Below are 14233 nucleotides of genomic sequence, written 5' to 3'. Positions count from 1 at the left end.
TGCCTCAACGAGGAGCCGGGCCGCGAAGGGCCTTCAACCAGGGATCGATGGTAAAGCGCCGGACTCCGTGTCCTGCTTTGCAGCAGCGATGGCGGACCACCCACACGACGCTGCGCAAGGCGCGCTGCTCGGCAGCGTCGACGACTGCGGCGCATTGGTCAAACGTTGGCGCATCCGGAAACATCATCAGTTCGGCGCCGCTCCCCAGAACGATCGCTATATCGAACGGCGATCGAGTCACCATGGCCCGTGCAAGCAGCCAGCCCAGCCGACGCTCGATCTCAAGTGTGGTGTCATGGTGGGAGTTTCCAGTCTCGCGCTGTATTTGCCGAACAGACGCCCGAATGCAATGCAGCAGGTCCGTCGCAGTTGGATAGCGGGATAACCCGATCCGAAGCCGAGCCGGCGGCTTGTCCTGTGAAGGAAGTCGTCGCGACTTCGCGGGCGGGTTGGTGTGCATGATGCCGCTCATAGGGCTTCTGGTGATTCATTGCATGCAAGTTTTGCCGATAGCCGTAGGTGGCGTCTGTTTCTGTGGCCCACGCGATGGTCGCCACATGGCTGCGCGCTCGGTCGTAGCCTCCTGACATCATTCGGCAGGGAAGCTCTCGGTCACGTCCCGATATGGCCGATCCAGTTGGGGGCGACGGTCGGCAATGCGCATGATGCCGAGTTCAGGCAGCGAGTCGCCAATAGTTTTCCGGTATACCCGAATCGCCAAACCGTATTAGCCGGACACTGGCGTCTTCCATAGACTGAACCTGTTTCAAATCAACAGGAGTCGAAATGGACAAGAAGCGAGTTGACCTGTACTGGGATGTCGGCAGCACGAACACCTATTTCGCCATCAAGCTGATCAAGCCGATCCTTGAGCGCCACAATGCAGAACTCGTGCTGCATCCCTACAACCTGGGCTACGTCTTCCGGAACAACGAGTACGAACTGATGAAGGAGCCCAAGTCGAAGCTCCGCTACCGCAAGCGAGACCTGATGCGTTGGGCCGAGAAATACAATCTACCGTTCCAAATTCCCAGGCAGTTTCCGATCAAATCGAGCAGGGTGCTGCGCGGATCGCTGGCGATGCGACGCAAGGGACTGGAGCTGGAATTCGTAGAGCGGGTCATGGAAGCATACTGGGAGCGGGGCGATGCCGGCATCGTCGAGTATGCAGGCGTGCGATCCATCGTGGAGTCCCTCGGGGTGGACTTCGCCTGGTTTGAGGAGATCGCTTCCAGCGACGAAATCGGCGCCGAGCTTGCGCAAAGCACCGACGCGGCCGTGGAGCGCGGCGTGTTTGGCGTGCCCATGATGTATGTGGGAGACGAGATGTTCTGGGGCAAAGATCGTCTCGACTTCATGGAAGAAGAACTGGCGCGCGCCGCGTAGTACAGGCTGCGCGGGGGACTGCCCGGCGCTACGGCTCCGATAGTTGGGCAGCCCGCAATTGAAGTCGACGACTCGCGCGAACGCTGCCGCCGCGCAGCACCCAACGAGCGCCACAGGTCGTCTTCGTGTTGTGCCGACCCCCACTACGGCGCGCGCCTGGCGCGAGCGCCGCCTGTTTCCTGGTTGCGGTTCTCGCATTGCGTTAGCGGGCGGCAACTGCGGCCGATCTTCTTTCCTGCCCAATACTCGGATGGCTCCACCGTTTGGCCAGGCAATCGGCAGGGGCGCTCGCCGCCCCTCTGAAGCTCAAATGATCCGGTGTTCCCGCAGACGTCGGAACTCGACGGCGTCTACGCCGGCCATCTCGCGCAGCACCTCTTCAGTATGTGCGCCGGGCACGGGTGCGGGCGTGTCATAACCAACGTCGGCATGGCCGAAGCGCAATGGGAAAGCGGCGCCTTTGACGTTCATCGCGGCCTTCGCCAAGGGGTTCCAGAGCGAGACCGCCATGTTTCTCGCGACGGTTTGTTCCCACGCGAGAACGTCATCGATGGTGCGTACCGGACTGCAGGGGATCTTCGCGGACCGCATCTGTTGTTCGATTTCCGCGGTGGGAAGCGTTGCCGTCCACGTCGAGACGATCTCGTCGACCACCGCATTGTTCGACAGTCGCCAGGCAACGGACATGACGTCCGGATCGTCCTTGAGGTCCGAGCGTCCCATCAAATCCAGGAGCGTCCCCCAGTCGTCGTTATTGGCGGTTCCGAGGGTAACCCAGCCATCCGCACTTTTGTAGGCATTAAATGGGGAAAAGCGCATGATGCGATTTCCCTGCTGGAAGGAGAGTCCGAGTTCGCGATAGCAGTCCAGCGGCTCGTCGAGGATCAAGGACAGCAGGCAATCCGCCATGGAAACGTCGACCGATTGCCCGTGGCCGGTCCGCTGTCGGTAGTTCAACGCCGCCACGATCCCGAAGGCCGCAAACAGCCCGGCGATGGCATCCGACAGCGGGGTACCCGCCTTAGTCGGCCCCGCGTCAGGGTGGCCGGTGATGCTCATCAAGCCGACGGCCGCCTGCACCATCAGATCATAGGCCTTCAGGTTCCGCGCCGGCCCTGTGGAGCCGTAGCCGGTCAGGGAGCAATAGACGAGGGCCGGATTGATCTCGCGCAACACGTCGTAGCCCACGCCGAGACGATCGGCTACGCCGGCGCTGAAGTTTTCCACGACGACGTCGGCATTTTTCACCATGCGCATGAAGAGTTCCTTGCCCTCGGCGCTCTTCAGGTTCAGGGTGGCGGACTTCTTGGAACGGGCGCGCTTCAGATAGGCGATACCCATGTCATGGGGGGAGCGCTTTTCAAAGGAGACGCCTTGGGGGCCGGCAAAAGGCGGCGAGAACGCAGTGGGGTCACCGACCCACGGGTCATCGACCTTGATGACCTCTGCTCCAAGTCCTGCCAGGAACAAGGTGCATTGAGGGCCGGAAAAGAACCGGGTGAGGTCGAGAACCTTGATGCCTTCGAGAATCCGTTTTGTCATGGGGTGCCGTTTGCCTGCTTAGACGCATGAGCAGTCTAGACAGGCAAACGGCGTACCGGCCAATAGGACTTTGCGGTGGCGGTATTGCGATTCCGTATGGCTACTCAATCCGCGAGGCGCCTGGCCAAGCGCCTTCTGCGATCAACGCCAGCGCAGTTTCGCGGATCAACTCCATGATCCGCCTCGCCGCGGAACTTAGCGGCATGATGTCGAATGTGCACAGCGACAGCCGTCGTTGCAGTGCTGCACCCGCGATGCGCTGGACGGTGAGGCCGGTCGTTCCTCCCGGGATGGAGGGCGAGAGGATGGTCGAGCCGACGCCGCTGGCAACGACCGCTCGGATGGTTGCGAGAGAGTCGAGTTCCGCCCGCACGAGCGGTCGCTCGCCCGCGGCTTCGAATGCTTCGTCGATAATCTGCCGCGTGATGTTGGACTTGCCGGGAAGGATCAGCGGGCGCTTCGCCGCCTCCGCGATGCTGACTTCTTCAGGCAAGGCATCGCCTGGCTGTTCGCATGACAGCAGAATCAAGCTCTCGGTCAGTAGCGGCATCACCTCGAGATGCGTGCCGAGCCTCGTCTCGCGGACCACGCCGGCCCCGTCCACACGCTCAAACAGCAGGCTCATCTCGATGCGGCCGTTTACGACCAGTTCCTGAAGGTGACCGCTGAGGCTCTCGGTAATCTGGAGCTGAATATCCGGATACTGCCTGGCTGCCTCTGCGAACAGCCGCGGTGCAAGAATCGTGGCAGCACTGGTCGGCAGGCCAACGGAAACGATTCCCTGGGGATGCTCTCCGGCATGCTGGACCTCGCTTTTCATGAGCTCTGCTTGCCGCAGCATGGCACGCGCATGTCGATAGAAGACCTCGCCCGCCTCCGTCGCCACGACGCCCCGGGCGCTTCTGGCCAGCAACTTCACCTTCAGTTCGTCTTCCAGCTTGGCGATTTGCTGGCTGAGCGCAGGCTGCGCGGTGTAGAGATCGGCGGCCGCACGCGAGACGCTCCCTAGCTCAACGATGCGTACGAAGTACTTCAGTTGTCGGAATTCCATGGCGAGTTGTAGCGAGCGAACGATGGCGAGATAGCCATAAGTTTTTGACATGCCCCAAGCGGGACACAGTATTGGCGCAACGATCTTGACATTTCTAAGATGGCTTCACCAGTAACCAGCCACCTTATCGAGATGATCGATCTCTATTTCTGGAGCACCCCGAACGGCTACAAGGTCTCCATCCTCCTTGAAGAACTGGCGATCCCCTACAACGTCATCCCTGTGCATATCGGCAAGGGCCAGCAGTTTGCCCCGGAATTCCTGGCTGTCAGTCCGAACAACAAGATCCCCGCGATTATCGACCACGACGGGCCTGACGGGCAGGCGATCTCGATGTTCGAGTCGGGCGCCATCATGATGTACCTGGCCGAGAAGAGCGGCTACCGATTCATGCCTCAGGATACGCGCCGACGCTATGAGGTCGTGCAGTGGCTGATGTTCCAGATGGGCGGTGTTGGCCCGATGCTCGGGCAGGCCCACCATTTCCGCAAGTACGCGCCAGAGCAGATCGCCTACGCGATTGATCGCTATACGAACGAAGCGCGTCGCCTCTACACCGTGATCGACCGTCGTCTCGCGGACGCGGAATATCTGGCCGGGGAATACTCGATCGCCGATATGGCTACCTATCCCTGGCTGCGTGCCCACAAATGGCAGGGCCAGAACCTTGCGGACTATCCCAACCTTCAGCGCTGGTACTCCGCCGTGCGCGAACGCCCCGCGGTGCAACGTGGCATTGCTGTGCTGGAGGAGAAGGTCGACAAGACCGGCGCGAAGCCCAGCGGTGAACGGTGGGACAACCTGTTTGGCAAGAGCCAGTTCGCCCCGCGATAGGAGAGACAACATGCCGCAAACAAAATCCCCGATGCTGACCGGCTATCGCGTGCTGGACATTACCCAGATCGTGGCCGGACCGACCTGCACCCGCATCCTTGCCGAAATGGGGGCCGATGTCATCAAGCTCGAGCTGGCGCCGTTCGGCGACCGCACCCGAATCGGCGGGCTGCGCAGTCAGAAGCCGGAGTACAAACGCTGCTCCCAGAGCACCTACTTCGTTCAGCACAACCATTCGAAGAAGAGTCTTGCACTCAATCTCAAGCACGACAAGGCCCGCGCGCTGATTCTCAAGATGATTCCGCAGTTCGACGTGCTGGTCGAGAACTTCTCGCCGGGAGTCATGGACCGCTTCGGCCTTGGCTACGACGTGCTGAAGAAGCTCAATCCGCGGCTTGTGATGTGTTCCATTTCCCTGGCTGGACAAAAGGGGGCGCTGGCCAACAAGCCTGGCTACGACTACGTGGCGCAGGCTTACGCCGGGGTGACAGATCTCATCGGCGAGCCGGACGGCAACCCGGCGCTGATCACGATGGCGATTGGCGATGCGTCAACCGGTGTGGCAGCCGCTATGGCTGTAGGCTTCGCGCTGCTGCATCGCGAGCGAACAGGAGAGGGGCAGTACATCGAGACATCGCTGCTGGATACCTACTTCAACATGCATGAGGTGTCTATTCCACGCGTCGGTCTGCGCAAAGGCTATGAGCCTAAGCGCACCGGTTCGCAGCATCCTGATGGTGGGCCTACCGGCATCTTTCGCTGCGGTGACGGGACGTATCTCACGCTGGCCACGCTGCCGCACCAATGGGAGCAATTCGCCACGGCTCTGGGGCGAGCGGACCTGTTGACCGATCCGCGCTTTGCCACCGCCGCGCTGCGCCGCGACAACAACGAGCAGCTCAAGGAAATCCTGGAGGCGTGGCTCTCCGGCTTTCCATCCCGCGACGCCGCGATTGCAGCCCTGGAGCAACAGCGAATTCCATGTGCGCCGGTGCTCAGTCTGCGTGAAGCGATAAACCATCCGCACCTGCAGGAGCGCGGCGTCGTCCGCACTGTCTCCGATCCTTACGTGGGCGAGTTCCAGATCCCTGGGCCGCCGGCCCGGTTTTCGGCCTGGCAGTACGGGTCCGCTCTGAAGGCCGACCTGCTGGGTGAACACAACGAGCAGGTTCTGAAAGACATCGCCGGGCTGAGCGAAGCGGAGATCGACGCCTTGTACGCCGAAGGCGTACTGGTGCGCGACCGGTTGCTGGAACCGGCTGGCGAGGCGGCTGAAGAGGCAGCGATTGCACGGTGATCGGGTGGGAAGACAGATGAAGAACTTCGACTTGTTTGTCGTAGGCGCCGGATCCGGGGGCGTACGCGCCGCCCGCGCCGCCGCCATCCTCGGTGCACGCGTAGCGATTGCAGAGCAGTCGCGGGTTGGTGGTACCTGCGTGATTCGAGGCTGTGTGCCGAAGAAGCTTCTCGTCACGGCAAGCCGCTTTCGTTCGGAAGCAACCGATGCCATTGGCTTTGGATGGGGCGTCGGAAGCATCGACCACAACTGGAGTGCGCTGCGCGACCGGATCAGTGAGGAAGTCGGTCGACTGGAAAGTCTGTACCGCAAGGGTCTGGACGGAAACCGGGTCACCATTTTTGACGAACGGGCCGCCGTGGAAGGCGCAGGGCGCGTTCGTCTTGCCTCCGGCCAGGCGATATCGGCCGCGCACATCATCGTGGCAACTGGCGCGATGCCCACACCGCTGGATATTCCTGGCGCCGGGCATTGCATCACGTCGGACGATGTCTTTGCGTTACCGCATCTGCCGGCCCGCGTCGTGATCATTGGTGGTGGGTATATCGCGCTCGAGTTTGCCGGGATATTCAAGGGGCTTGGCGCGGACGTGACCGTACTGCACCGGGGCGCCTCCGTTCTCAGGGGATTCGATCCGGATATCCAGAGCGGCATTACCGGTGCCTACCTCGCTCAGGGCATTGATATGCGTCTGAACACCAACGTCCACCGCATTGAAGCGTTGCCTGTTGGCTATCGGGTAACAGATCAAGCCGGTACCGCTTATGAAGGAGACGTCGTCCTGAACGCGACCGGCCGTCGGCCCAACACGCAGGCCGCAGCGGGCGCGCTGGCACTCACGCCAAGTGGAGCCATCGACGTGGATGAGCGCTATGCAACGTCCCTGGAAGGGGTCTATGCCATCGGCGACGCGATCGGCCAGTTGAACCTCACCCCCGTTGCAATACGCCAGGGGCAGTGGCTTGCCGAGTCGCTGTTCGGGAGGGCCGAGTGTCGGGCACCGGACTTCGGGTTCACGCCGACGGCCGTGTTTTCCACGCCCGAGATTGCCAGTGTCGGGATGACAGAGCGGGAGGCACGGACGGCGCTTCCCGATATTGCGGTCTATCGGACCAACTTCCGTCCGCTGCGAGCAGCAGTCGCTGACAGCGCGGAGCGCGTCATGATGAAACTCGTCGTCGATAAGCGCAGTGATCGCGTCCTGGGTATGCACATGGTGGGTCGCGATGCTGCTGAAATCATTCAGATGGGTGCCATTTCATTGCAGCGAGGCATCACCAAGCGAGAGTTCGACCGAACCGTTGCGCTGCACCCCAGTGTCGCGGAGGAGTTCGTCACCATGCGAAGCCACGCTTGAGGGTCGTGGGACAAGGAGCATCGGTTACTCATTCGCGCAAAACGACGATGTAAGGAGACAGGCTATGAAGTACGTTGCGGCACTTGCTATCGGCTGGCTGGCATGCAGCCCCTCGTTTGGGCAGTCATTCCCCACGCGCCCGTTGACGCTGGTGGTCCCGTTTTCCCCGGGCGGTCCCACCGACGTTGTCGCGCGCCATCTGGGTGCGGCGATGGGACGTGCCCTGGCACAGACTGTCGTCGTGGAGAATCGCGCGAGCACGGGCGGTATCGTGGGGTCGGAGGCGGTGGTGCGTGCCGAACCGAATGGCTACACCCTCCTGATCCATAACATTGGCATGGCCACTCTGCCGGCATTGAGCAAAACGCTGCGCTTCGATCCAACCAAGGATTTCGAGTATATCGGGCTCGTAGCAGACGTTCCCATGACGCTTGTCGCGCGCCCGAACCTCGCGCCCAATGGCTTTAACGAGTTGCGCGCCTACATCTCGGCAAACCAGAAGAAGATCAACCTCGCGAACGCAGGAATCGGTACGGCGTCGCATCTCTGCGGGCTGATGCTGATGAGTCAGCTTCAATCCGCGATGACAAGCGTTCCTTACAAGGGCGCCGCGCCGGCGATGGTAGATGTTCAGGGTGGTCAGGTCGATCTGCTCTGTGACCAGGTGACGACGACGCTCCAGCCGATCAACACGGGCCGGGTCAAAGCGTATGGGAGCACGACGCCTTCACGGCTCGCGGCATTGCCCAGGCTGCCGACGCTGCGCGAGCAAGGACTGGGAGAGTTCGAGGTAACCGTATGGCATGGCATCTACGCGCCGAAGGGGACACCGCAACCGGTGGTCGCCAGGTTGGTCAAGGCGTTGCAGGACGCAGTGACCGATTCCGCGTTCAGGGAAGGGATGCAGAAGTTGGGGGCCATTCCGGTTTCGAAAGACCGAGCGACGCCGGAAGCGTTGTCCGCCCATCTGCGTAGCGAGATGGCGCGGTGGAGCCCCGTCATCAAGCAAGCAGACGCGTTTATCGACTAGGCCGCCAGAGGAGGGAGATGATGGACACCAGGCCGGCACATGCGGATACGGATGTGCAGTCCGAAGACGCCAGGTGCGTCGCGAAGGAAGCCGCTGCGCTGATGTTGTTCAGAGGCGAGCCGGCCTGCAGGGCCATTGCAGCCGCGGTGGCACGGCATGTTACCGACGCTTGCGCGGGACGTGAGTGCAGAGGCACCTTCGTCGAAGTCGAATCGACGTGGATACCGCCGGGCAGGGAACGCGAGGTTAGCGCTGCTGCCGAGGGGCTTCTTGCGGAGGTGACAGAGCGCCTCCGTGAGTCGATGCGGGACGCTGATTGAATTGGGTTCCGGTTCCTGGCCGATCGCAACAGTGAAGCTGCCGCTGTCCAGGGCAGACAGGAACCCTGGCTTACGGCTGCAAGTCAGTATGTGATCTGGCTCGCTAATACCTCATCTGAAGGCCCGCGCAAAAACAATTACGACGGAGCGTCACAGATTCCTTCGGGCGCAGTTTCGGCCGCCTGTAATGTGAACTCGAATACGGCGCCCCGTGGCCGGTTCGGCCACGCGTGCAGGCGCCCGCCATGCGCTTCGAGAATGGCGCGACAGATCGACAGGCCCATGCCCAGGCCTTCGGCCTTGGTCGTGTAGAAAGGCTGGAACACCTGCTCCGTATCGGCAGGCAGGCCGACACCGACGTCGTGCACCGTGACCACAACTTCACGCGCTGGGCTGACTGCGGTGCGTACAGTGAGTTCGCGTGAATGCTCGAGGATCTCGCGCATTGCCTCGACCGCATTGATCACCAGATTCAGCAACACTTGCTGGAGCTGGATCTTGTCAGCCCACACCAGGGGTAGCGCGGGCAGCAGTTCCGTTTTCAGGATGACCTGGGTGCGATCCAGTTCGCCGGCAAAGAGCGGCAGCGTGTCGGCGATCATCTGGTTGAGATTGATGCGCTGCGCCTGCGGCCCGGCCTTGCGCAGCATCGCGCGCATGCCCGCGATAACGCTGCCAGCGCGTTCTCCTTGCTCGACAATGGCGTCCAGGGCTGCGACCGCCTGCTCGACGTCCGGTTGCTGGCGCTTGAGCCACCGTAGCGCGGCGCGTGCCTCGATGGTCAATGCCGCGATTGGCTGGCTCACCTCATGGGCGATTGACGCTGTCAGCGCGTTGAGTGTGGTGACGCGGCTTGCGTGCGCCAACTCTGCATGGGCCTGGCGCAGGGATTCATCTGCGCGCCGGCGGTGCTCGGAAAGCCGGCTGTTCTCAATGGCACTGGCCGCCTGGAACGCCAGCAGCTTGATCACCTCGATCCGCGCGGGAACGAACACACCTGGCGCAAGTGCGTTTTCAAGATAAAGCACTCCGGTCAGCCTGCCTTGATTCAGCAGCGGCAGGCACAGCATCGAACGTGCCCGGCGTTGGCGAACAAAGGGGTCGGCGGAAAAGGCCCCGCTGGCGGATCCATCGTTCATGACCACGTGCTCGCGAGAATCCAGCACGTGCTCGACCATCGCCAACGGCATATCGGCTGCATCGAGCGGTCGCACGGACAATGTCACCACGACCGATTCTTCGCGCACGGCAGCTTCGGCTGCAACGTGATGTTCGGCGCCTTCGGGCAAGATGAGCAGCCCCCGCGTCGCGCCGGCCTGCTCGATGGCGGTCCGGATCAGCGTCGCCAGCAGCCGTTCCAGCCCGGTCTCGCCCGAAATCGCCTCTGAGATCGCAATAACCGTGGCCAGGTCCAGATGCTGGAGCGGCGCGCCAATCGTGCCCATCGACGGGGTTGAGGCAAGGGCGGCTCCCGCATCGACCGCCAGCGCGGGATATTGCATATCGAGCTGCCAGACCTTGGCGTCTGCACCCCAGCGCATGTAACCGTGACGCGCCTGGCGCAAGTACACCAGCGCGACGTTATCGAGCCGGCGATCCAGATAAAAGCGCGCCGCCAGTTCGTTTGCTAGCGCCTGAATGTGGATCAGGTCGCTTTCGCGTGCCGAGGCGATAGCCGACTCGTACCCGCGCATCGCGTCGATGTCGCGTCCTTCGAGCCGGGCAATCTCTGCCTGGACCAGCGTGGCCCGGTGCGCAAACGTCGCCGGACAGCGCCGTGCCCATTGCGCCAACTGCCAATGGTGCCCGGCCAGGTCGGGAAGATGCGCTGCGAGTTCGCCCTCGACGGCCGGATTGCAGCACGCCGCGCGTGCCAGCGCCGCGTAAAAATGGTACTCGGCCTGCTCGAAGTAGGCCGGGGAGGTCCACAGAAGCGGGCGTGCCTGCTCGGCCGCATCCAGTGCCTCGGCCGCGGCGCCAGCCAGATAGCGAGCCTGAAGCTTGCGGATCCAGTACCAGCATGACACCAGCAGCAGGCCCACGTCACCGCGCAAGCGGGCTTCGAACGAGGCTTCGCTGAAATCCTTGGCGTCGAAGCGCCCGAACACCGGCGTGACCCCGCGCAGCGTACGTACGAGCTGGCGCTGAGGCGCAAGGCGGTCCGCCACCAACGTGAAGCGCGGCCCCCAGGCAAACACGCTGCCCGAGTCGGCATCGCGTTGCACGCTGGCGAGCGGATCACCGATCGCCAGCGCATGCGTCATCAGGTTGCTGCGGATGTAGGCGGCATAGGTGAGGTCGCCGATCTGCTGCGTCAATGTCAGCGCCTGGCGCAGCAGGCCGCGCGCGACGCGCAGCGGCTTGGACCAGTGCAGAAGATTCCCGCCGACGACTTGATATGCGCGTGCGCGTATCCGATCGATGCCCCGCCGTTCCGCAACCTCTATCGATAGCCGCTCGAATGCGACGCCGGCCGGTTCATCGGTGGAGGCGGCCACGTGCAGCATGGCCATCCATGCATAGGCCAGGGCCGATTCGTCGCTGTTGCCATGCGACAGGCTCAGGTTGACCATGCGTAGCAGCACAAGCCTGCGCAGCTGATCGTCGGTGTACCAGGCCGGCTGCACCAGCGCAATCAGCACGCGCATCGTCGCGAGCGAACCGGGGTCCGTCATCGGGGGCAGCGCAGCCAGTTCGGCGATCTCGCGCTCGCCGAGGTGGCGGGCGAACAGCGCCTCTTCGTGCGCCAATGCCGTTGCAGTCGGATGCGAGGCCCATTCGACTCCGGCACGCTGCAGGTAGGCAAGCCCAACCGTGACCGCTTCGGCCCGGCGCCCGCCGGTCATCAGCAGGCCCAGCTGGAGTTGCGTGAGGACTGCCAGCGCGGTGAGCGACGAGGTGCGCGCGGCCAGTGACTCCAGCCGATGCTCGGCGCGCGCCGAATCTCCCGTGAGAAACTCGCATTCGGCCATGTGCAGCGTCAAGTCGAAGGCGAGGGCCTGGTGCCGCGCGAAGCCGTGATCGCCCAGCAGCGCGAGCCCGATCGACAGATAGTGCAGCGCCGCGGTGTTGGCGCATGCGGACTTGGCGCGCAGCGCGGCAGCCAGGTTGAGTTCCGCGAGCCTGTCGCGCTCTTCCTGTACCTCGATGTTCTCGGTCGCGCGGTTCAGCTGTCCGACGATGGTAAAGACGCTCGCCTCGATCTCGTCGGACGGCGTGCGCTCGAGCAGCAGCCGGCCGACTCGCAAATGGAACGCCTGCCGCGTTGGCTCGGCGATGCGCGAATAGGCCGCTTCGAGGACTCGGTCGTGGGAGAAGCGCAGCACGTTCTCCCTGCACGAGACCAGCCCCGCGTGCACGGCTTCCCGGATCGCGGGCTCCAGTTCGCGGGCGTCGCCGGTCCAGCCGCGCGCCAGCGTGTCGACCGTGGTGTCGTTGCCAAGGCATGCAAGCAGGGCCAGTGCCGATCGCGTACTGGCCGCCAGCCGGTCGATCCGTCCCACCATCAGCGCTACCACGTTGTCAGTCAGCGCCTTGGCTGCGAGCTGGTCGAGGTCCCAGGTCCAGCGTGCCGCACCGTGATCGAAGTGCAGCAGCCCCTCGTGGAACAGCTCGCTGATGAACTGCGTGGCGAAGAACGCATTGCCTGCCGTCTTCTCCATCACCAGTCGCGCAAGCGGCGCACTCGTGTCGGTATTGCAATGGAGCGCGTCGGCGACGAGCTGCCGCAGGTCGGATTCGCCGAGACAACCCAGCTCGACATGGACCACGGCGGCGCCGTCCGCGCGTAACGCATCGACACCGTGGATCGCGCTCTGGTCGTCTGCGACTTCGTGGCTGCGACAGGTGCAGACCACCAGCAGGTCTGCCGTGCCCGGATCAGTCAGCATCTGGTGCAGCAGCGTGACACTTTCGTCGTCGAGCCACTGGAAGTCGTCGAGGCACAGCGTCAGCGGCCGCGCGCTTCGCGCGAGAGCGGCCACGAGGTTGCGCAGCGCAAGCCGCACTTGCGGCCCGGTTTCGCGCGACGGCGTTTCCCGCATCCACGGTACCGGACCGAGCAGCGTCTTCAGTTCGGGCAGCAAGGGCACAAGCGCACCGGCGTTCGGCCCCAGCGCCTGCGCGATGACGGTGCGCCACGGAGCCATGTCGGTCGCGTGATCTGCCAGTCCATTGCGCAACAGGCCGCTGAGCGCTCGCGCGAGCGTTGCATAGGGCAGCCGTACGCCCGTATCGATGGGCGCCTCGGCCGCCAAGTCAGCCGGCGCGTCGGCCTTGCCGGCGGCATGGATCCCGCCGCGCCCGGCAACCGCGCGCGCAAACGACCGCATGAGCGACGTCTTGCCTACGCCAGAATGGCCGGAAACCATCACGATTTCGCTGCGCCCGGTGGAGGCCACGCGCTCGTACGCTTCCACCAGCGTCGCCATGGCCTGGTCGCGACCATAGAGGTGGTCGGGGATGGCCCAGGCCTCCGAAAGGTCGCGCTGCCCCAGTTCGAACGCTGCAATCTGCCCCTGCGCCGACAACGCCCGCCGGCAGTGCTGCAGGTCGCGCACCAGGCCTGCGGCCGTCTGGTAGCGCTCCTCGGGAGCCTTCGCCAGGAGCTTCATGACAAGCGCCGAAAGCATTGCAGGCACGGCTGGGTTGCGCTCGGCCGGCGGCCACGGCGAGCGCGCCAGGTGTGCATGGACCCAGTCCAGGGGTTCACTGGCGACGAAGGGCAGCACACCGGTGAGCATCTGGTAGAAGGTAACACCTAAGGCATACAGGTCGCTGCGTGCGTCGATCGCGCGATTCATCCGGCCCGTCTGTTCTGGCGACATATAGGGCAACGTACCGGAGATGTCACTGATGTCCGCACGAGCCTGGGCGCCGCGCGGCCCTCGCGACGCGATGCCGAAGCCCGTCAACCAGACCTGGCGCCGGTCCGGCGCCACCAAAACATGGGCGGGCTTCAAATCCTTGTGGATCAGGCCGCGCTGATGGAGATGGCTGACAGCCATGGTTACCGCCACGGCAATGTCGAGAAACATCGCCGGGTCCATCGGCCCACCCACCAGGTGGGCGAGTGGCTCGCCGCCCGGATCGTCGAGCAGCAGCATTGCCGTATCGCGCTCGCGCAGCAGCCTTAGCGGGCGGGCGGCCCAGGTCGCATCGATGGCGTCACGAAGCGCATATTCGTGACCGAGCCGGTCAAGCGCGGCCGGGGCGGAGGGATCATTGGCAGGCCAGACACCGAGCACGGACACCTTGCAACCATCGTCCTGCATCAGCCAGCCGCGGCCGAACAGCCGGTCGCCTGCCTCCCATGTGGAATCAAAGCGTAAGCGTACTCCCGCCTGCGGGAAAAACATGGAAAGCACCGTTATCGGGACCAATGTGCAAAAAAACGGCTAGCTTGCAGGCGCAGCCG

The 14233-nt window shown here is 63.4% G+C and carries 9 protein-coding genes; 5 read left to right on the top strand and 4 right to left on the bottom strand.

The genetic code is table 11. The annotated features are described in order from the left end of the window. Positions 1 to 4: 4 nt before the first annotated feature. Positions 5 to 472 carry a hypothetical protein gene (locus AC3FMM_RS10095; RefSeq protein WP_326346336.1) on the bottom strand — a complete coding sequence of 156 codons (468 nt, stop codon included), beginning with the start codon at positions 470 to 472 and terminating at the stop codon, positions 5 to 7. Between the two features lie 314 nt (positions 473 to 786). Between AC3FMM_RS10095 and AC3FMM_RS10090 the strand changes: the two genes are divergently transcribed. Continuing rightward, on the top strand, positions 787 to 1386 hold the full coding sequence (locus AC3FMM_RS10090) for a 2-hydroxychromene-2-carboxylate isomerase (RefSeq protein ID WP_326346337.1): 600 nt from the start codon (positions 787 to 789) through the stop codon (positions 1384 to 1386). Between the two features lie 306 nt (positions 1387 to 1692). Here the strand turns inward: AC3FMM_RS10090 and AC3FMM_RS10085 are convergent, their stop codons facing one another. Both AC3FMM_RS10085 and AC3FMM_RS10080 read right to left on the bottom strand, forming a co-directional pair. Continuing rightward, positions 1693 to 2928, bottom strand: a complete 1236-nt coding sequence (locus AC3FMM_RS10085) for a CaiB/BaiF CoA transferase family protein (RefSeq protein WP_326346338.1) — start codon at positions 2926 to 2928, stop codon at positions 1693 to 1695. 100 nt (positions 2929 to 3028) lie between these two features. Then, a complete protein-coding gene (locus tag AC3FMM_RS10080; protein WP_488686532.1) occupies positions 3029 to 4030 on the bottom strand; it encodes a LysR substrate-binding domain-containing protein in 1002 nt (333 codons plus the stop codon). Positions 4031 to 4111: 81 nt separating this feature from the next. On the opposite strand from AC3FMM_RS10080, the gene AC3FMM_RS10075 reads away from it, so the two are divergent. The 4 genes from AC3FMM_RS10075 to AC3FMM_RS10060 all read left to right on the top strand — a co-directional run bounded on the left by AC3FMM_RS10075 (position 4112) and on the right by AC3FMM_RS10060 (position 8497). Further along, positions 4112 to 4813: a glutathione S-transferase N-terminal domain-containing protein gene (locus tag AC3FMM_RS10075; RefSeq protein WP_326346340.1), complete on the top strand. Its 702-nt coding sequence runs from the start codon at positions 4112 to 4114 to the stop codon at positions 4811 to 4813. A 10-nt stretch (positions 4814 to 4823) separates the two neighbouring features. Continuing rightward, the gene (locus tag AC3FMM_RS10070; protein WP_326346341.1) at positions 4824 to 6110 is read left to right on the top strand and encodes a CaiB/BaiF CoA transferase family protein; all 1287 of its coding nucleotides are present in this window, start codon (positions 4824 to 4826) and stop codon (positions 6108 to 6110) included. Positions 6111 to 6126: 16 nt separating this feature from the next. After that, the gene (gorA, locus tag AC3FMM_RS10065) at positions 6127 to 7467 is read left to right on the top strand and encodes a glutathione-disulfide reductase (protein WP_326346342.1); all 1341 of its coding nucleotides are present in this window, start codon (positions 6127 to 6129) and stop codon (positions 7465 to 7467) included. 64 nt (positions 7468 to 7531) lie between these two features. Beyond that, positions 7532 to 8497 carry a tripartite tricarboxylate transporter substrate-binding protein gene (locus tag AC3FMM_RS10060; RefSeq protein WP_326346343.1) on the top strand — a complete coding sequence of 322 codons (966 nt, stop codon included), beginning with the start codon at positions 7532 to 7534 and terminating at the stop codon, positions 8495 to 8497. Between the two features lie 457 nt (positions 8498 to 8954). Here the strand turns inward: AC3FMM_RS10060 and AC3FMM_RS10055 are convergent, their stop codons facing one another. Beyond that, the gene (locus AC3FMM_RS10055) at positions 8955 to 14174 is read right to left on the bottom strand and encodes a trifunctional serine/threonine-protein kinase/ATP-binding protein/sensor histidine kinase (RefSeq protein WP_488686531.1); all 5220 of its coding nucleotides are present in this window, start codon (positions 14172 to 14174) and stop codon (positions 8955 to 8957) included. Between the last annotated feature and the right edge of the window lie 59 nt (positions 14175 to 14233).

Source organism: Cupriavidus sp. 207A1 (genome assembly GCF_057798955.1).
This window is presented reverse-complemented; position numbering and strand designations above follow the sequence as displayed.